18 protein-coding genes and 1 riboswitch are annotated in these 17,775 nt (G+C 53.2%); of the genes, 3 read left to right on the top strand and 15 right to left on the bottom strand.

From position 1 onward, the window contains the following. Positions 1–43: 43 nt before the first annotated feature. From ACLM7Z_RS10580 to ACLM7Z_RS10510, 15 genes are all read right to left on the bottom strand, one after another. Positions 44–934 carry a lysostaphin resistance A-like protein gene (locus ACLM7Z_RS10580; protein WP_435644996.1) on the bottom strand — a complete coding sequence of 297 codons (891 nt, stop codon included), beginning with the start codon at positions 932–934 and terminating at the stop codon, positions 44–46. Then, on the bottom strand, positions 924–1,502 hold the full coding sequence (locus ACLM7Z_RS10575) for a 5-formyltetrahydrofolate cyclo-ligase (protein ID WP_087021536.1): 579 nt from the start codon (positions 1,500–1,502) through the stop codon (positions 924–926). The genes ACLM7Z_RS10580 and ACLM7Z_RS10575 overlap by 11 nt, the downstream gene beginning before the upstream one ends. Further along, positions 1,480–2,019 carry a DJ-1/PfpI family protein gene (locus tag ACLM7Z_RS10570; RefSeq protein ID WP_087021539.1) on the bottom strand — a complete coding sequence of 180 codons (540 nt, stop codon included), beginning with the start codon at positions 2,017–2,019 and terminating at the stop codon, positions 1,480–1,482. The genes ACLM7Z_RS10575 and ACLM7Z_RS10570 overlap by 23 nt, the downstream gene beginning before the upstream one ends. Before the next feature lie 193 nt (positions 2,020–2,212). Next, positions 2,213–3,031, bottom strand: coding sequence for a GNAT family N-acetyltransferase (locus ACLM7Z_RS10565; protein WP_087021542.1), 819 nt, complete (start codon positions 3,029–3,031; stop codon positions 2,213–2,215). Next, positions 3,028–3,933, bottom strand: a complete 906-nt coding sequence (locus tag ACLM7Z_RS10560) for a DUF2156 domain-containing protein (RefSeq protein WP_087021544.1) — start codon at positions 3,931–3,933, stop codon at positions 3,028–3,030. Before ACLM7Z_RS10560 ends, ACLM7Z_RS10565 begins: the two co-directional genes overlap by 4 nt. 20 nt (positions 3,934–3,953) lie before the next feature. Further along, positions 3,954–4,613 carry a dTMP kinase gene (locus ACLM7Z_RS10555; protein ID WP_087021547.1) on the bottom strand — a complete coding sequence of 220 codons (660 nt, stop codon included), beginning with the start codon at positions 4,611–4,613 and terminating at the stop codon, positions 3,954–3,956. Next, entirely contained in the window at positions 4,610–5,386 is a 777-nt protein-coding gene (gene thyX / locus ACLM7Z_RS10550; protein ID WP_435644995.1) for an FAD-dependent thymidylate synthase, read from the bottom strand. The genes ACLM7Z_RS10555 and thyX overlap by 4 nt, the downstream gene beginning before the upstream one ends. Further along, on the bottom strand, positions 5,383–6,117 hold the full coding sequence (locus tag ACLM7Z_RS10545) for a WecB/TagA/CpsF family glycosyltransferase (protein WP_087021553.1): 735 nt from the start codon (positions 6,115–6,117) through the stop codon (positions 5,383–5,385). The genes thyX and ACLM7Z_RS10545 overlap by 4 nt, the downstream gene beginning before the upstream one ends. Before the next feature lie 155 nt (positions 6,118–6,272). Continuing rightward, a complete protein-coding gene (tyrS, locus tag ACLM7Z_RS10540; RefSeq protein ID WP_087021556.1) occupies positions 6,273–7,502 on the bottom strand; it encodes a tyrosine--tRNA ligase in 1,230 nt (409 codons plus the stop codon). Between the two features lie 60 nt (positions 7,503–7,562). Next, positions 7,563–9,248, bottom strand: a complete 1,686-nt coding sequence (gene recN / locus ACLM7Z_RS10535; RefSeq protein ID WP_435644994.1) for a DNA repair protein RecN — start codon at positions 9,246–9,248, stop codon at positions 7,563–7,565. A 23-nt stretch (positions 9,249–9,271) separates the two neighbouring features. Further along, positions 9,272–9,724 carry an arginine repressor gene (argR, locus tag ACLM7Z_RS10530; RefSeq protein WP_087021562.1) on the bottom strand — a complete coding sequence of 151 codons (453 nt, stop codon included), beginning with the start codon at positions 9,722–9,724 and terminating at the stop codon, positions 9,272–9,274. 19 nt (positions 9,725–9,743) lie between these two features. After that, positions 9,744–10,637, bottom strand: coding sequence for an NAD(+)/NADH kinase (locus tag ACLM7Z_RS10525; RefSeq protein ID WP_165761158.1), 894 nt, complete (start codon positions 10,635–10,637; stop codon positions 9,744–9,746). Further along, positions 10,627–11,433: a TlyA family RNA methyltransferase gene (locus tag ACLM7Z_RS10520; RefSeq protein WP_087021567.1), complete on the bottom strand. Its 807-nt coding sequence runs from the start codon at positions 11,431–11,433 to the stop codon at positions 10,627–10,629. The genes ACLM7Z_RS10525 and ACLM7Z_RS10520 overlap by 11 nt, the downstream gene beginning before the upstream one ends. Beyond that, entirely contained in the window at positions 11,402–13,306 is a 1,905-nt protein-coding gene (gene dxs / locus ACLM7Z_RS10515; protein WP_273349848.1) for a 1-deoxy-D-xylulose-5-phosphate synthase, read from the bottom strand. The genes ACLM7Z_RS10520 and dxs overlap by 32 nt, the downstream gene beginning before the upstream one ends. A gap of 37 nt (positions 13,307–13,343) precedes the next feature. Then, positions 13,344–13,949, bottom strand: coding sequence for a hypothetical protein (locus ACLM7Z_RS10510; protein ID WP_435644993.1), 606 nt, complete (start codon positions 13,947–13,949; stop codon positions 13,344–13,346). 290 nt (positions 13,950–14,239) lie between these two features. Continuing rightward, positions 14,240–14,441, top strand: a riboswitch (cobalamin riboswitch). Between the two features lie 192 nt (positions 14,442–14,633). On the opposite strand from ACLM7Z_RS10510, the gene ACLM7Z_RS10505 reads away from it, so the two are divergent. The 3 genes from ACLM7Z_RS10505 (at position 14,634) to ACLM7Z_RS10495 (ending at position 17,770) form a co-directional block, all read left to right on the top strand. Next, entirely contained in the window at positions 14,634–15,644 is a 1,011-nt protein-coding gene (locus ACLM7Z_RS10505) for a sirohydrochlorin cobaltochelatase (protein ID WP_087021573.1), read from the top strand. Between the two features lie 69 nt (positions 15,645–15,713). Next, positions 15,714–16,613 (top strand): hypothetical protein, encoded by a 900-nt coding sequence (locus ACLM7Z_RS10500; protein ID WP_087021576.1) that lies wholly within the window; start codon positions 15,714–15,716, stop codon positions 16,611–16,613. 131 nt (positions 16,614–16,744) lie between these two features. Beyond that, a complete protein-coding gene (locus ACLM7Z_RS10495) occupies positions 16,745–17,770 on the top strand; it encodes an ABC transporter substrate-binding protein (protein ID WP_273349852.1) in 1,026 nt (341 codons plus the stop codon). Positions 17,771–17,775 lie beyond the last annotated feature (5 nt).

The raw sequence follows: 17,775 nt of genomic DNA, 5'->3' as shown, positions 1-17,775 counted from the left end.
TTCTCCCTCTGCCGGAAGCGGCAGAAGGACGGGGCTTTTCTTCTTATTTGAGCGCGATGCTGACAACAAAGCTGGAGATAAAAATAAAAAATCCAGGGTTAATCAGACAGTCCCACAGGACCTCACTGACAGGTCGACCAGATGGCGTAAACGGCCGCAGCGTGTGCAGCTGAACCTGTGTTTCCAGCGAGCGCAGCGTCAGATAAAGAGTCAGCAGGAACAGGATCACATTGATGTGTGTAAAGTATTTCCAGATTCCAAAGGAACTGTACAGATGAATCAAATAATTGATGACATAATAATAGCAGTTGTTGATGACATGCGCCAGAACTGCCGGCCAGATCGAATCGAATGAATAGACCAGAAACGCGTAGGCGCAGCCTGCAATCAGCGGGCCGATGAAATTCAGTAGCGAGCCGTGCAGCATGGCGAAGCAGACACCGCAGAGCAGAATGCTCACAGCCGTTCCGGCTTCGCGCTCAAATGCGGAAAACAGCGCACCGCGCACAAAAATCTCCTCAGCAATGGGCGACAGAATAACGATGCCCAAAAAGCTCAGAAAGCCGTACTGATTCCCAACGCCGCTGGTTGTAATCATGCTGCTGAGATCCATATCGGTCGCACCGCAGATGACATATACAACAAGATTTGCCAGAAAGGACAGAAATGATACGGCAAGTGCAAATTTTACTGTAAATCCGAAATAGACCACTGCATTCTGTCGGCGCTTCCATCGAAAATTCAGCGTGAATGTCTCATCCTGTGCCTTGTACATGCAGTATGCCGGCGGGACAAATGCCAACAGCTCGACGACGATCACGCCCAGCGCCGGGACGGAAGAAAATGCAAAATCAAACCCCAGGCTGCATACTGTCAGGATGATAAAACAGGCAAACAGCATCAGACCCGGCAGCATGGTACTTTTATCCTTCATGAACCAGCACCACCTCCTGTTCGGTTATGATACAGCCGCAGCGGATGTCGTGCGGCTCAGCAGGCACATGTCCAAGCAGACGTGCCTGCGCGCACAGCGCAATACAATTTGCAGACGTCTGCGGCAGAAAGCGGTCGTAAAAGCCGCCGCCATAGCCCAGCCGCGCGCCGGTTTGATCGCATGCCAGCGCAGGGACAAGGCACAAATCAATTTCATTCGGCAGCACCGCCGTGCAGTGTGCACCCGGCTCCGGGATACCGAAGGTCTCTTCGGTCAGGTCGCGTTCCGATGTAATGATGCGGGGCTGCATGATATGTCCCGGCAGGCATTTTGGCAGACAGACGCGCTTACCGCACCGCAATGCATCCGCAATAATTGCATGCGTGTCAATTTCGTCCGCAGTCGAATAATAGACAAACAGCGTCCGGCTGCGCCGGTACAGCTCGCTTTGCAGCACTTTTTCTGTGATGGCGCGGTCGATGGCAGCTTTTTCTGCCGGTGCGGTCTGTTTGCGCTGCCGGAGCAGCTCACGCCGCAGAGAAGCCTTATCCATGGTATCCAATGCCATGACGCACTCGATCAGCGGCTTCTTTTCCGCGCAACAGCTCAACCATGGTCAGACCGAGCTCAATCGAAGCCGCCGCACCACAGCCGGTGATGATCTTCCCATCGACACAGACCAGCTCATCGCGCACAGTTGCGCCTGCCATTTTGTCGTTTACGCTGAAATGGCACACCGCATTTTTGCCCTCGAGCACGCCTTTCGCCGCCAGCACAGACGGTGCCGCACAGATGGCAGCGATATAGCAATCATGCGCGACACAATACGCAATTGCCTTGTCGATAACCGGCTTGTCATAATAGTTTTTCGTCCCCGGGCCGCCCGGCAGGAAAATCATTTCGCAGTCGGACAGGTCGAGCTGTTCGGGCAGAATATCCGCCTCGATGGTCATGCCCATCTTGCTCGTGATTGTCTTGCCAGTCACGCCGACGCGCGTTACCGGAATGCCCGCACGGGTCAGCATGTCGAGCGGCGCAATCATCTCGGTGTCTTCATAGCCGTCTACATGAAAGATATATACCATAATCAGCGTCCTCCTTCGTTATAAAACACATCTTCGGGGCTATCTGAAAAGTCGAAACTTTGGACTATTTCTACAGATGCGGATCGCTTCATCGTTAAAACACTTGAAATCCGAAAGGATTTCTGCGTGCTTTTGTCTTGAATCGACCTCCCTTTGCGAAATATTCGCCATTTTCTTGGTTTTCAGATACGTCCTAGTTGAACAGCAGGTTGAAATAACCGTTTTGCACCGGTGTATCATCGTGGTAGCGAATACATCCCAGCTTCTGCGAAGTTCCTGGCGTGGTCACACGCATTTCCGAGCAGCCGCAGGCGTGCAATATCGCCTGTGTCAGCACGGGAACATCTGCTCCACAGGCTTCCTGTGCCCACAGCTTGTCCGCGCCGTCCTGCCAGACAAACGCATATGCCGTCAGCAAGCCTCCGCGTTCCAGCCCAAAGGCACCGGCTCCAAGCGCACGGAACAGTGCAAGCTGCGCGCGCCAGTCGTCCGGAGACCGCAGCAGGCACATGCCCTCCGCGGGATACAGTGCCTGTATCGCCGGAATATCATCTTCTGTCAGGTGGCGGAGCAGGAACGCTCCCTCCGGCACATCGGAACGGGAAGCTGTGTTTGTATCGACAAAAAATGCTGTCCGATAGCCAAACTGATCGTAAAATCCAAACAGCCATTCCTCCTGTGGGATCAGGATGGAAGCCGCACGTCCCGCCTGCCGGTCAAGCTCAAACGAGTGTGTGAGCAGACGATCCATGCGGTGCTGCCGCCGGCATTCCGGCGCAGTGCATGCGCCATAGATATAAGTGACCGGGCGCACACCGCGCGCATCGCGCAGCTGATACGGCAGCATTTGCACCATGGAGCAAAGCCTGCCGTCCTCCTCATCCAGCAGTGTAACCGCCGGATTGTATTGATTTTCAAAAAACCATTGCGTAAACGCTTCATCGCCCGGAAAGCAGCGCTTCCAGAGCGTGCGCACCGCGTCAAAATCGCGGTTATCTGCAAACCGGATCATGCGTTCTTCACCGCCAGGAATTTCTTGCCCATCATCACCGGATGATAGGACTGCTTTGCCTTGCGCAGTCCTTCCATGCCGAGGTCATCCTCGCGGTTGATGTAGGTATATTCCGCACAGTTGTGCTGTGCGAACTGCTGGTTAATCATCGGATATGCGCCTGCAATCGATGCTTCTGCCTTTTCCAGCTGAATCACATAAGTGTCAGGGCTGACCGGGCAGCCCATCGTAAACGCGATGACATTGCCGTCCAATCGCAGGATGCCGCCCTTCATGCCAAGCGCTTCTCGATTGTTCAGCGCAAGGGTAACCGCACAGGTTTCACCGGAATACATCATGCCGTTCGGACAGTTGTCCCCGGTGCTGCACCAGTGCAGGTGGAAATCATATGCCTCCTGGCGATTCTCGTCGGTCAGTTCCTCATACGACCAGCGGCCTTCATAGTTTTTCTTAAAACGGTTGACAAAATTGCGTTTGGACTGCAATTTTTTGCCGGAAAGCGTCATGAGCTTTTCGGCGGAATAGATATAGTCCGCAGAGTCCACGCCATCGGTAAAGGTATATCGTCCCGGAAGAACGGTTTCTATCTGCTCAAGCAGCGGCTCCGGGATGCCGCACATGGCAAACGGGATGCCGCGCTCACGTGCATCGTCCTCCAGCGCCAGCATAGCCGCTTTCAGGTCACCCGCGCCGATCGGCGCGAGATACATCGGAATCTTATCCGGGAAGGTTGCCATTTTTATGAACATATATCCATTCACAAAGCATATCTGGGTGTCATAATGATCCTTCCAGATAAACAGATCCGCAAAACAGTGTTCACAGATCCGGTAATTGTGCTTTGCGGTGCAGATGTCTGCGTTTGCCTTATCCTCTAACGTAACTGGTTTAAATGGTAGCATAAAAAAATGCGAGTCTCCTTTTAGGGTATTGCGCGAAGCACCGCCGCCGTGAGCTCCGCCGAGATGTCCTCAATCGTGCGGATACGTCCGTCCTGCGTGCAGCGGATGCGGTGCCAGCCGAATGTATCAGCCAGCTTCGATGCAGTCTGGTAACAGTGTTTGAGATATTCCATATCCTGTTCATGAATATCCTGTGTTTTGCCCTGACGATGTTCGAGCAGGTCGTGCACCGCTTCGGTGGGCATATCGAGAAAATACACATCGTCGGGCGCAGGAATGCCCATAATACGATACTCAAAATCGAACAGCCAGTCGAGGAATGCCTTTTGCTCCTCCTCTTCCAGCTTGGATGCCTGATGCACCGCATTGGATGTAGTATAACGGTCGGCGAGCACCAGCCCGCCGTTTTCATAATAGTCTTTCCATTCGGTCTGATAGGATGCATACCGATCGACCGCAAAAAAGGTAGATGCCGTATAGGCGCTGACATCATCCGGATGCTCACCGAACTGTCCGCCCAGATACATGCGGATGAGTGCGGACGATTCCTCCTGATAGCGCGGAAACACAAGGCGGCGGTAGGAAATACCGCGCTCATCTAAAAACGCGCACAGCCGTTCAAACTGCGTCGATTTGCCGGATGCATCCGTGCCCTCGAGCACCAACAGTTTTCCACTCATTTTCCGGCCTCCGCACGGATGCGCTCATACTTTTCACGCACCTCCTGCGCCTTCCCGCAGCTCATCTTGCCTTCCGAGCAGGTGCCGCAGGTGCAGGACGGGCCCGCCTTGCGGAACAGGGTCGGTGCAACGGCATAAACCTGACGGTACATCTCTTCTGCCAGCTCACGGATTTCCCACTGTGCGCGGTTGCAGCAGCGCAAGCGGAAGAAATTATACAGTGAACGGGCATTTGCCGTCATGACCATCTTGGTCGCACACGCATTCGGCAGCACATAGCGTGCGTCCTCGATCGCCTTTTTTTCGGCTTTGCGGCGTGCTTCCTTTTCGGAGCAACCCTCTGCAAGGAACGTCTGCATGTGGCGCTCCTGCAAAATGGCCGTCAGATTTTCATAGGTCTTCTGATCGTCCTCCATTGCCTTCAGAAACGCTTCCTTTGCTTCGGGAATGGCCTCGATTTCATGTGGGATGACAAATTCAAACGCATGCTCGCGCACATAACGCTGCGACTGTACACTGAAAGAAGCCATGCGGTGCCGCGTAATCTGCGCCAGCAGCGAACGGGAAATGCCCTCAATGGCAAACGTAAACGATGCATGTTCAATCGGGCTTTCATGCCCAATCTCAGTCAGCATAGTCAGATACGATTGTGTCTTTTCTTCGTCCAGTCCGTCCAGCAGAGTGTCAACTGTCGCGGCGGAATAACAGGTTTTCGCCGCCGCAGAGATCAACTGCTCCGGCATGGGGGTATATGCAATCAGCTTTACGTTCATTTGTCTTCTCCCGTTACTTTAGATTTCATAACTGTCAACAGGAATTTCGGCAGCGCTGTCATGCGCTTTGCGCGCCACGGCTCCTTTTTGAGACGATAAAACCACTCCAGTCCGTGCCTGACGTAAAAGTCCGGTGCGCGTTCAACAACGCCAGCATAGACATCCAGCGAACCGCCCAAGCCGCACAGCATGGTGCCGTTCAGCTCGTCCAAATGCTGCTCCATAAAAATTTCCTGCTTCGGTGCGCCGAGACACACCAGAATGACATCCGAATGCCCGGCAGCGTTGATGTCGCGCACAGCCTCAGCGTCATCCTTAAAATAGCCATCACGGCAGCCTGTGACAATCAGACCCGGATACTTCTGCTTGAGATTTTCCGCTGCTTTTTCCGCGATGCCCGGTTTTGCGCCGAACAGGAAGATGCTGCGCCCTTCCTTTGCCATCGCCTCCATCAATGAAGTGGCGAACTCAATTCCTGCGACCTTTTCGGTCAGCGGCTTTTTGAGAATTTTTGCCGCGTGAATCACGCCGATGCCGTCCGGAAGGACAAGTGCCGCCGCATTGAGCAGCTTCTTCAGATGTTCGTCCGAGCGGGCCATATATACAATTTCAGAATTCGGCGTGACAACGTAGCCCTTCTTTCCTTCGCGGATGCGCGCCATCGCGCGCGTAACCGCTTCGGACTGTGTGACCGCGTCAAACTGTACGCCGAGAATGGAAACTCTGTTCAACGATTGTTCCTCCTCTATGGCGTTTTTTCAATTACCATTTGTTTATTATACCATCATTGCCATATCGGTTCAACCATGGATTTGTTTCGTTCCTGTGCACAACTGCACAAAAAACTTCCCTTTTTCACACGGAAAAAGGGAAGTTTGAATTGCTGTTACAGCGTAACCTTGTGGAATGTCTTCTTACCCTTGCGGATAATCATGCCGTCCTCGCCGAATGCATCCGCACCGTACATGGCGAACATGTCGGTTACCTTTGCATCGTTGATGGTCAGGCCGCCCTGCTTGACAACCTGGCGTGCCTCACTCTTGGACTTGACCAGACCGGTCTTGACCAGCAGATCGAGTGCACCGATCTGTCCATCGGTCAGGTCATCCGCAGACAGCTGCGTGGTTGGCATATCAGCCGCAGATGCGCCGCCGGCAAAAACTGCTCTCGCCGCCGCCAGTGCCTTCTCGGCTTCTTCCTTGCCGTGAACCATGGCAGTAATCTCGTAAGCCAGTTTTTCCTTGGCACGGTTGAGACCTGCGCCCTCCAGCTTTTCGTACTCGGCGATTTCGTCGAGCGGCATAAAGGTCAGCATCTTCATGACGCGGATGACATCTGCGTCGTTGATGTTTCTCCAGTACTGGAAGAAGTCGTACGGGGAAGTCTTTTCCGGGTCGAGCCAGACAGCACCCTTCTCGGTCTTGCCCATCTTCTTGCCTTCCGAAGTGGTCAGCAGGGTGAAGGTCAGACCATAGGCATCGTCCTTGCCTTCGACGCGGCGGATGAGGTCAGCGCCATTGATAATGTTCGACCACTGATCGTCACCGCCCAATTCAAGGTGGCAGTCCTCTGTGCGGTACAGGTGCAGGAAGTCATAGCTCTGAAGCAGCATATAGTTGAACTCGATGAAGCTCAGACCTTTTTCCAGACGGGTCTTGAAGCACTCAGCCGTCAGCATACGGTTGACAGAGAAGTGTACGCCGACCTCACGCAGGAAGTCCATATAGTTGAACTTGAGAATCCAGTCGGCATTGTTGAGCATCGTTGCCTTGCCGTCGTTGAAATCGACGAGGCGGCGCATCTGCTGCCGGAAGCACTCCGCATTGTGGTTGATCTCTTCCTTGGTCAGCATCTTGCGCATGTCGGTCTTGCCCGTCGGGTCACCGATCATTGTAGTACCGCCGCCGATCAGCGCAATCGGGCGATGACCGGCCTGCTGCAAACGCGCCATGACAACCAACTGGAGAAAATGACCGACGTGCAGCGAATCTGCCGTTGCGTCGAAGCCGATGTAGAACGTAGTCTGATGATTATCCAGCAGATCGCGTACTTTTTCTTCGTTGGTGCACTGGGCGATCAGGCCGCGTGCCTGTAATTCTTCATATACTTGTGACATCGTTGTTGAAACCCTTTCTATTTATCGTCATTTGGCACAGCCGAAAGACAGGCCAATTGCTCACATTGTCTTGCTTTTCGCCGCGCGCGTGAGAAGCTCCTCCGCATTGCGCAGAGAAAGCTCAGTAATCGCGTCACCGGAAATCATGCGCGCCAGTTCCTGCGCGCGCGCTTCCCCTTCCAGTGGGCGCACATCGGTATAGGTGCGCTCATCCGAAACCGATTTCTGGATGAGCAGGTGATGGTCGCCCATTGCTGCCAGTTGCGGCAGGTGCGTAACGCACAGTGTCTGCTTACTGCGGGAGATTTCTCCGAGCTTAACAGCGATTTTCTGTGCCGCCCGTCCGCTCACACCAGTGTCAATTTCGTCAAAGATAAGTGTACCCACATCTTCCGACTGCGTCAACACATTTTTTATCGCAAGCATGATGCGAGACAATTCGCCGCCGGATGCAATCCGGCTGAGCGGCTTAACCGGTTCGCCTGGATTGGTGGAAATCAGGAAGCGGACCTCGTCCGCACCGCGTGGGTTGAGCTTGGTCTGCGGAGACACGGAGATGGACAGGCGCACCTTGGCCATGTCCAAGTCTTCGAGCTGTTCAATGATTTTTGCTTCCAGCTCAATGGCCGCGTCGCGCCGCAGGCGCGACAGCTCTCCAGCAATTTCGCGCGCTGCTGACAGTGTTTCGCGGTATTCCGTGACAAGCTGCTCCTTGCGGTCGTCCGCATTCTCCAGCTCCTCCAACTCAGAAGCCGCGCTGTCACAGTAAGCCAGAACTTCCTCAACCGTCGCACCATATTTTCGGCGCAGACGGTAAATGACATCCAGCCGTTCCTCTACTGCGTCGCGTTCCTGCTCAGAAAAATCGACGCGCGAAGCCAGATCAGACACCGTTTCACGCAGATCCTCCGCGAGATAGCGCAGCTCTTCGGCTTTTTTCGCCGCGTTGTTCAGCTCCGTCGACAGGGTTGAGATATCCGTCAACTCTTCCGAAGTCTGTGCGAGCAGGTCGCATGCGCCATCGGTATCCTCATCGCCGGCGAGCATCATAGACGCATTTTGCAGCGCATATGCCAGCTTTCCGGCGTTGTCAAAAAACTGCCTGCGCTCGTTCAGCTCCTCTTCCTCGCCCGGCTTGAGATTCGCCGCGGCGATTTCATCAAACTGATAGCGCAGCATATCAATGCGTTGGGCGCGCTGCTGCTCGCTTTTTTCCAGCTCACGGATTTTGCTTCGCAGTGAAAACAGGCGCGTATACAGCGGGCGGTATTGCTCCAGCAGCGGCTCGGTATCGCAGAAGCTGTCGAGAAAATCGATATGATATTCCTCCTGCATCAGCTTCTGACCGTCGTGCTGGCCGTGGATATTGATCAAATACGGGCTGATTGTCTTGAGTACAGACGCAGGCACTGGCCGCATATTGACGCGGCACACGCTTCTGCCCTCCGCAGACAGCTCGCGCTGAATGCGGACAGTACTGTCCTCACCGGTGTCCAGACCCAGCTCCTGGAGCTGTTTTTCCAGCTCCGGGGAGACCTGTTCAAACACCGCGCTGACAAAGCCTTTCTTTTCGCCGTTTCGGATCAGCTCACGGCTCGTGCGCTGTCCCATAATTGCGCCAATGGAATCGATGATAATCGATTTGCCCGCGCCGGTCTCACCGGTCAGGACGGTAAAGCCCGGCTGAAGGACAATATCCGCCTGCTCAATGACAGCGATATTTTCAATATGAAGCAGGCTTAACATGTCTGTTCTCCTTTAAATTCTATTTATTTCAGCATATTTTTGGTATCTTCACAAAAATCAAGCGCGCTTTCGTTGTCGCGCATGACAATAAATACTGTGTCATCGCCACTGATCGTGCCGACAACCTTCGGCACGCGCATCGCGTCAATCGCCATGGCTGCCGCAGATGCGAGCGCCGGAAGCGTCTTAATGACGACGATATTCTGTGCGGCATCCACACCTGTGACGCACTCGCGGAAAATATTTTGCAGTCTGCTGACAAAGCTGTTCTCTGCCTCCTGTGTTGACGTCGCATAGCGGTATTTGCCGGACGGAGATAGAATTTTAATCAGGCGCAGATCCTTGATATCACGGGAAACTGTCGCCTGTGTTGTGTCATATCCGAGATCGCGCAGGCGCATGGACAGCTCTTCCTGCGTTTCAATTTCATTGTGCTCAATGAGCTCGAGAATTTTTGCCTGGCGCTGGAATTTCATAAAATGTCCTTTCTCCCGCTCAATTGCGGCCAATCGTCAGTTTTTCATTCAGCAGAGAATAAAAGCTGTTGCCCTTTACACGGAGCAGCCGGGTGCAAAACGGTGCTTTGCGCACAAAAACATGGTCGCCATCCGTCAGTTCAAAACCCCTTCGCCCGTCACTGGATACAAAAATGGTCGCATCATTAAAGAAACGCGGCTGTATACAGATTTCACGGTGCGGGGAAAACAGATACGACCGCGGCTGTACACCGTGCGGACAAATCGGGACGACGGAAATATTCTCCGCAGACGGTTCGATGACCGGGCCGCCTGCCGCAAGCGAATAGGCCGTGCTGCCAGTCGGTGTGGAAATAATGACGCCGTCTCCGTGCAGCGAACAGACCGGCTCACGGTCACACAGAATATCCAGCAGGCTGATGCGGAAAATCGAGCCGGTCTTGATAATCGCCTCGTTGAGCGCCATCGTGCGGTATACAATTTCTTCTCCGCGCAGAACCTCGACATCCAGCATCATGCGTTCGTCAATGGTGTATTCTCCGTTGAATACGCGTCCGATGAGGCGCAGTTCCGGAAATTCCAGCTCACTCATAAAGCCGACATGTCCGAGATTGACGCCAAGAATCGGCACATGGTACGGTGCCGCCTGCTGTGCCATGGCGAGAATCGTGCCGTCACCGCCAAGTACAACGATAAAGTCCGCCTCAATCATTGCCTTTTGCACCGAATACACAAGAAACCCGTCTGGCTTAATGCCGATTGTCAGTGCAAGATCGGTCAGAATGACCTGTGCTCCGAATTCGCGGATGACCTCCGCGGCCTGTCGGACGGCGAACGCCATACCCTTTTTTCCTGTATTGGGCCAAAGCAGCACCTTTCGGATCGTGCCGCATTTTTTCTGCTTATTCGTCATGCTTTGCAAGTGCTCCATGTGCTTCGGCAACCAGCGAAGCCGGGTCAAGTTCCCCGTCTTCGCCGTCCTTGCCGAGATAGCCGAGAAATTCGATGTTGCCCTCCGGGCCTTTGATGGGCGAGAAGGTCAGCTGATAGACGTGAAAGCCTGCCTCGTGTGCATTTTCGATAAACGTCTCGAGCACCTCCTGATGAATTTCCGGCTCACGCACGACTCCCTTTTTGCCGACCTTGCCTTTACCCGCTTCAAACTGCGGCTTAATCAGGCAGGCGATACGACCATGCTCGTTCAGCAGATTTGCCACAACCGGCAAAACCAGCCGCAGCGAGATAAACGAAACATCTATAACCGCAAGCTCCGGCACCTCTCCGTCCAGCATTTCCGGCGTCACATGCCGGATGTTGGTGCGCTCCATGCACACGACGCGTGGATCCTGCCGCAGCTTCCAGGCGAGCTGACCATAGCCGACATCAATGGAAAAAACCTTCCGTGCGCCGCGGGTCAGCAGACAATCGGTAAATCCGCCGGTCGATGCGCCGATATCCATAACACACAGGCCGGACGGGTCAATTTCAAAATAATTGAGTGCTTTTTCAATTTTCAGGCCGCCCCGGCTGACAAACGAGTTTGTCTTTCCGCGGATTTCGATCTCGGCATCCTCTGGGATACTCATGCCTGCCTTGTCCGCTTTCTGGTTGTTGACATAGACAATCCCGCTCATAATAATGGCTTTTGCCCGCTCGCGGGATGGCACCATGCCCTTCTCAAACAGAAGGACGTCCAGTCTCTTTTTCATGTTGCATGGCCTCCAGACATGTCGCGGCAATCCCGTTGCCGTCCAGGTGGTAATATTCATAAATCCGGCTTACGGCGCCCTGTGGGGCAAAGGTATCACCGGTGTTGCATAATCGGATCCAGCGCGTCGCAATACCACTCCGCGCCAGTGTTTCTGCCAGCGCCTGTCCCATGCCGCCCGCATGGACAACATCCTCGACAACGGCAACACGGCCGCAGTCTGCAATGCGCTGAAGCAGTTCCGCAGAAAAATCAGCTGTTAAGTCGTTCAACTTTACAACAGCAGAAATCACGTTATTTTTGTTCAAAATCTCAGCTGCTTCGAGCGTTTGGTTAATCATCGTGCCGTATGACACCAGCACAATATCTGTTCCCTCACGCAGGCAGGCATCCGGGCCTTCGCTGTGATCCTCCGTATATGCCCCCTCGCCGCCGCGCGGATAACGCAGCGCGATCGGGCCGGACAGATGCGCCACAGCACTGCGCAGCATACTGCGCAGCTCAGCAAAGCTCGCCGGTGCAAGCAATGTCATGCCGGGAATCTGACGGAGAAAGCCAACATCAAATACGCCGTTGTGCGTCGCGCCGTCCTCTCCAACGATACCTGCACGGTCAATGGCCAGCACCAACGGAATATGGTCGATCGCAACGTCGTGAATGAGCTGGTCATAGGAACGCTGCAAAAATGTCGAATACAGCGCGCAGACCGGGCGCATCCCCTGCTTTGCCATGCCAGCGGACATTGCTACGGCATGTTCTTCTGCTATGCCGACATCAAAAAAGCGGTCGGGATATCGCTTGGAAAACGCCGACAGTCCCGTGCCGGATGGCATTGCCGCCGTCACTGCACAAATTTTTGGATTCTCCTGCGCGAGCTTCACCAGTTCCGCCCCAAAGACCGCCGAAAAGTTCGGCGCGGATTTTTTCAGCGGCAGACCGGTTTCAACGTCAAATTTGGAGACACCGTGGTATTTCTCCGGCTTCTGCTCGGCATAGGAATATCCCTTGCCCTTGCGTGTCATCACATGGATGAGCACCGGCTTGTTCATTTCCCTCGCGGACTGGAACAGCTGGCACATCGCCAACACATCATGGCCGTCAACCGGCCCGAGATAGGTAAACCCCATTTCCTCAAACATTGGGCTGGGCAGCACGACGGATTTTACAGCACGCTTGGATCTGGAAATCAGATTCACTGCGCCTTCGCCGCCCGGAATGTGGCCGAGCGCCGTCTTGACATCCTTCTTCATCTGAAGATAATGGGGACGGACACGCAACCGGCTCAGATGCCGGCTCATTGCGCCGACATTTTTGTCAATCGACATATTGTTGTCGTTGAGCACGACGATCAACGGCTCCCCACTGCCGCCGGCAGAGTTGAGCGCCTCATATGCCATGCCGCCGGTCAGTGCGCCGTCACCGATGACAGCGACAACAGAATAGTCTCTGTGCTGTAGTGTGCGGGCGTGCGCCATGCCCAGCGCAACCGATACAGAACCGGATGCATGTCCGGTGATGCAGGGGTCGTGCGGCGATTCCTCTGGCTTCAGAAAGCCGGACATACCGCCGAACTGGCGCAGCGCATCAAACCCCGCACGCCGTCCGGTCAACAATTTATGGGTATAGCACTGGTGGCCGACATCGAAAATCAGCCGGTCTTCCGCTGTGTCAAAACAGCGGTGCAATGCAACAGTAAGCTCGACAACGCCCAGATTGGACGCAAGATGCCCTCCTGTTTGGGAGACATGCTCGAGCAGGAACTGCCGGATTTCCGCGCACAGCTCATCCAGATTCTCCTTCGACATCGTTTTGATCGCTGAGCAGAGATCTTCGCGGTCCAGCAGACCGTACCGTATATGATTTTGATTTTCCATTATCCCTGAATCCAATCCATATCAGGCAAATGCCTGCTTATTTTTTCCACGAAAAAAAGGCCAGCAGGCGGCCGACGAGAAAAACAATATCCTCACTGCGTGAAATACCCAATGTTTTTCCGACTGCCTTGCCGCCAATTGTCAGCGAAGCGACACAGCCTGTGATCGCAAGCGAAAGCAGAACCGACCGCAGGTCTGCCGCGTTATTCGTCAGATGTGTAATAATGACTGCGCTCGTTGCGCCCGAAATAATGCCGGAAATATCGCCAACAACGTCATTGCAGAAGCTGCCGACCTTTTCCGCATTGCGTACGATCCAAATCGCCTGCTTCGCGCCCGGCACCTTCCGCGCCGCCATCGAGTGAAAACGCTTTTCCGACGAGGCCGTGGACGCCACGCCGATGATGTCAAAGATGATGCCGAAGCCGATGAATGCGAGCAGAATGACAAATGCCACAATATTGCCCACATTCTCCAGCGCACGCTGCGAAAGATACGACATGGTGACCGACATAAAGAAGCTGACCACACTGATGGTCACAATCCATCGGACATTCACGCCGCCACTCTGTTTGTTTTTTGTTTTTTTCTTCGGTTTGCCGGAATCACTGTCCAAGTGACCTGACCTCCATTTATCGTTCAATTTTGTTGCCCTCCTGAGAAAGAAGAGGCAATCTTAACGGCTTTCGGGCACATTAAGATGTTTATATCATACCATAAACAAAAATTTTGTCAACCGACCATTCCCCGCTCCCCATGAAGCCCGGCATCCGTCCCGTCGCCCTGTTCCCGCGCACATGGCGAAGTGTGGAAAAGCAATCAATTTGCGATTCCATCCGCGCACCCCGGCAAGACACACATTGCATTCCGTGTCCCTCCATGTTATAATACACACTATAATCGTCTGGGGCAGTTCCGGACGTGAACCAAAACAATTGAATCAAAATAATCGGTGCCTCTGGTTTTGTGCCAGAGGGTAAAAGGGAAACAGGTGTAAATCCTGTGCGATCTCGTCACTGTAATGGGAAAGGATAAAGCAAATGTGCTTCGGCACAGCCACTGACAACATTGTTGGGAAGGCTGCTTTGTACGATGATCCCTGAGTCAGGAAACCTGCCGGTTATTTGGTACAGGAATGGTATATTCCAGATCACGAGGTATTGATCGTACCGTTTTGCCGCTGCATATGGCAGTGGTTTAATCGTATTGCTCTTTACCCGGCTTAAGGGAAAGAGCTTTTTCTTTTCTCCCGCCGGTAGAGGGGTATGTAGTTTCTGTACTTTTATTGTATCCAATTGTTTGGAAACTTTAAAAGGAGGGTCATAGAATGAAGAAATTGACCGCTTTACTGCTTACCCTTTCGGTAACAATCACAATGCTGCTGGCCGGATGCTCCTCGTCCAGCTCGGGCAGCACAGCCGACACCGGCTCGGCAAATGCTTCTGCTGATACCGGTTCTGCTGCTACCGCAGTCAGTGAAGAAGATGAGGAGAACTACAATACCGGTGATGCTTCGCTGGACAATGTCCGCAATCAGGATGACATCGGTGAAAACGAGCTTCTTGTCCTCAGCTTCGGCACCAGCTTCAACGACAGCCGTCGCCTGACCATCGGTGCAATCGAGAATGATCTGGAAGCAGCTTTCCCGGATTATTCTGTCAGAAGAGGCTTTACCGCAAACATTGTTATCAACCATGTTCAAAGGCGCGATGGCATCCTGATTGACGATGTTGATGCGGCACTGAACCGCGCCGTGGATAACGGTGTCAAAAACCTGGTCGTACAGCCTACCCATCTGATGGACGGTCTGGAATATCAGGAGCTGGTGGACAAGGTCGCTGAATATTCGGATGCATTTGACAAGGTTGCATTTGGCAAGCCGCTCCTGACGAGTGATGACGACTTTGCAAGAGTAGAAAAGGCAATCACAGAATGGACGAAGGAGTATGACGACGGCGAAACCGCAATCTGCTTTATGGGTCACGGCACAGAAGCGGAATCCAATCAGGTCTATCAGAAGATGCAGGACAAGCTGACGGCCGATGGCTATAAGAATTACTTTGTCGGCACTGTCGAAGCAACGCCTTCTCTGGACGATGTACTGGCAGCTGTAAAAGCAGGCAATTACAAGCGTGTTGTATTGCAGCCGCTGATGGTCGTAGCCGGCGATCATGCCAACAACGATATGGCAGGCGATGAAGAGGGTTCGTGGAAAACCATATTTGAAGACGCAGGCTATGAGGTTGAATGCGTGCTTCACGGTCTGGGCGAAAACGAGGAAATCCGTCAGATTTACATCGACCATGCACAGGAGGCCATTGATTCTCTGAATCAGTAAGTCGAAATCACAATCGTATGGGACGGTTCGGAGCATTTCGAGCCGTCCCTTTTGAAAGGTAAGAACAAAATGAAAAAGAAATTTCTTTCTGTTATGGCTGCACTGACACTGGTGCTGTCCCTTCTGTCCGGCTGTGGCGCAGATTCCAGTGCTGACACCTCCGGCTCTGCCGATACAGGCTCTGCCAGCAGCCAGGTTGCCTCCGCATCGGAAATGGTAAAACCGGAGCAGGTTGTGGAGGACGATATGGAGCCTGTTCCCGGCAGCGATGTAAAAGACGGCGTATATCAGGTCACAGTGGACTCCAGCTCCTCTATGTTCAATATCACCAGCTGTGAGTTAACTGTCCAGAACGGCAACATGACTGCTGTCATGACGATGGGAGGCACCGGTTACCTGTATGTCTTCATGGGCACCGGAGAAGAAGCCGCACAGGCGCAGCAAAGCAGCTATATCCCCTTTGAGGAAAACGAAAAGGGAGAACACACCTTCACCGTTCCGGTAGAAGCACTGGATGCGGGCATTGACTGTGCAGCATTCAGCAAAAACAAGGAAAAGTGGTATGACCGGACACTGGTCTTCCGTGCAGACTCCCTCCCTGCCGATGCCCTTTCCAACAACGCGATAACGACACCGGAAAGCCTGAATCTGGAAGACGGCACCTATTCGATTGATGTCTCGCTGGAAGGCGGCTCTGGCCGTGCAAGCGTGGAATCTCCGGCAACACTGACCGTCGCAGATGGAAATGTGACGGCTAAAATCATCTGGAGCAGTGCCAATTATGATTATATGAAAGTGGATGGAACTCAATTCAATTGTCTGAATACAGAAGGCAATTCTACGTTCGAGATTCCTGTGACCGGATTTGATTACAAGATGCCGGTTTCCGCAGATACGACCGCCATGAGCACGCCGCATGAAATCGAATACACGCTGTACTTCGATTCCTCAACCCTTCAGAAAAAATGATGCAGCATAGAAAACAGCGGCGGTTGGCAGCTGTTCTGCTTTTCTTTTTCTGTCTTCCTCTCCTGTCCGGCTGCGGCTCCGCAGCATCGGATTCTGCAAATAACCGGGCAGACCGGAAGCCCACCGGCAGCATGCACTTGGAATATGCCAGCCAGTTTCAGGTGGAGTATTATGCCGGCGGCTATTCCCTCATTACCATCGGAGATTCCGACCGGTATCTGCTCGTTCCGGAGAATGGAACAGTTCCCGACGGTGTGGACAGCGACATTACTATCCTGCAACAGCCGCTGGAAAACCTGTACGTAGCGGCATCCTCTGCCATGGATCTGTTCAGCGGATTGCAGTCGTTAGACAGCGTCCGTATGACGAGTACCAAGCTGGCAGACTGGTGCCTGCCCAAAGTTCAACAGGCAATCCAGCAGGAGAAAATTCTGTATGTTGGAAAATACAATACACCGGACTATGAAACCGTGTTATCGGAAAACTGTGGGCTGGCAATTGAATCCACCATGATTTATCACAACCCGGAAACCCAGGAACAGCTGGAAAGTCTGGGCATTCCGGTCATGGTGGAGCGTTCGAGCTATGAATCCCACCCATTGGGACGCATGGAATGGATCAAGTTGTATGGCCTGCTTCTCGGCAAAGCCGACGAAGCGGAGGCATTTTTCGATGAAAAAGTTTCCCAACTGGACAATATCCTGACCGGTGACAGTACTGGTAAAACCGTAGCATTCTTTTATATCAGCTCCAGTGGATATGTCAATGTACGCAAGCCCGGAGATTATATTTCCAAAATGATCGAACTGGCGGGCGGAACCTATATTCTCTCCGCGGAGGATTTGAATGTGGACGAAAATGCGCTGTCCACGATGAATATGCAGATGGAGGCATTTTACGACGCTGCGCGCGATGCCGACTACCTTATTTATAACAGTACCATTGATGGGGAACTGGATACCATTGAGCAACTGCTGCAAAAGAGTGAACTGCTGGCGGATTTCAAAGCTGTTCAACAGCACAATGTATGGTGCACAGAACAGAATATGTTCCAGCAGACCACCGGAGCTGCTGATATGGTATCCGATTTGCATGCCATTCTTACCGGTGAGGCAGACGCTGTCGACCAACTTACTTTTTTACACCGTTTGAAGTGACAGGA

This window comes from Butyricicoccus porcorum, from assembly GCF_051246315.1.
Lineage (GTDB): Bacteria > Bacillota > Clostridia > Oscillospirales > Butyricicoccaceae > Butyricicoccus_A > Butyricicoccus_A porcorum.
Note: the sequence above shows the minus strand (reverse complement) of the source record. Positions and strands in the feature narration are given on the sequence as shown.

What these genes read in the sequence shown, in the direction of transcription:
- ACLM7Z_RS10580 (WP_435644996.1), bottom strand. Translation starts at nt 934, where the DNA reads ATGAAGGATAAAAGTACCATGCTGCCGGGTCTGATGCTGTTTGCCTGT.
- ACLM7Z_RS10575 (WP_087021536.1), bottom strand. Translation starts at nt 1,502, where the DNA reads ATGGCATTGGATACCATGGATAAGGCTTCTCTGCGGCGTGAGCTGCTC.
- ACLM7Z_RS10570 (WP_087021539.1), bottom strand. Translation starts at nt 2,019, where the DNA reads ATGGTATATATCTTTCATGTAGACGGCTATGAAGACACCGAGATGATT.
- ACLM7Z_RS10565 (WP_087021542.1), bottom strand. Translation starts at nt 3,031, where the DNA reads ATGATCCGGTTTGCAGATAACCGCGATTTTGACGCGGTGCGCACGCTC.
- ACLM7Z_RS10560 (WP_087021544.1), bottom strand. Translation starts at nt 3,933, where the DNA reads ATGCTACCATTTAAACCAGTTACGTTAGAGGATAAGGCAAACGCAGAC.
- ACLM7Z_RS10555 (WP_087021547.1), bottom strand. Translation starts at nt 4,613, where the DNA reads ATGAGTGGAAAACTGTTGGTGCTCGAGGGCACGGATGCATCCGGCAAA.
- thyX (WP_435644995.1), bottom strand. Translation starts at nt 5,386, where the DNA reads ATGAACGTAAAGCTGATTGCATATACCCCCATGCCGGAGCAGTTGATC.
- tyrS (WP_087021556.1), bottom strand. Translation starts at nt 7,502, where the DNA reads ATGTCACAAGTATATGAAGAATTACAGGCACGCGGCCTGATCGCCCAG.
- recN (WP_435644994.1), bottom strand. Translation starts at nt 9,248, where the DNA reads ATGTTAAGCCTGCTTCATATTGAAAATATCGCTGTCATTGAGCAGGCG.
- argR (WP_087021562.1), bottom strand. Translation starts at nt 9,724, where the DNA reads ATGAAATTCCAGCGCCAGGCAAAAATTCTCGAGCTCATTGAGCACAAT.
- ACLM7Z_RS10525 (WP_165761158.1), bottom strand. Translation starts at nt 10,637, where the DNA reads ATGACGAATAAGCAGAAAAAATGCGGCACGATCCGAAAGGTGCTGCTT.
- ACLM7Z_RS10520 (WP_087021567.1), bottom strand. Translation starts at nt 11,433, where the DNA reads ATGAAAAAGAGACTGGACGTCCTTCTGTTTGAGAAGGGCATGGTGCCA.
- dxs (WP_273349848.1), bottom strand. Translation starts at nt 13,306, where the DNA reads ATGGAAAATCAAAATCATATACGGTACGGTCTGCTGGACCGCGAAGAT.
- ACLM7Z_RS10505 (WP_087021573.1), top strand. Translation starts at nt 14,634, where the DNA reads ATGAAGAAATTGACCGCTTTACTGCTTACCCTTTCGGTAACAATCACA.
- ACLM7Z_RS10500 (WP_087021576.1), top strand. Translation starts at nt 15,714, where the DNA reads ATGAAAAAGAAATTTCTTTCTGTTATGGCTGCACTGACACTGGTGCTG.
- ACLM7Z_RS10495 (WP_273349852.1), top strand. Translation starts at nt 16,745, where the DNA reads ATGCACTTGGAATATGCCAGCCAGTTTCAGGTGGAGTATTATGCCGGC.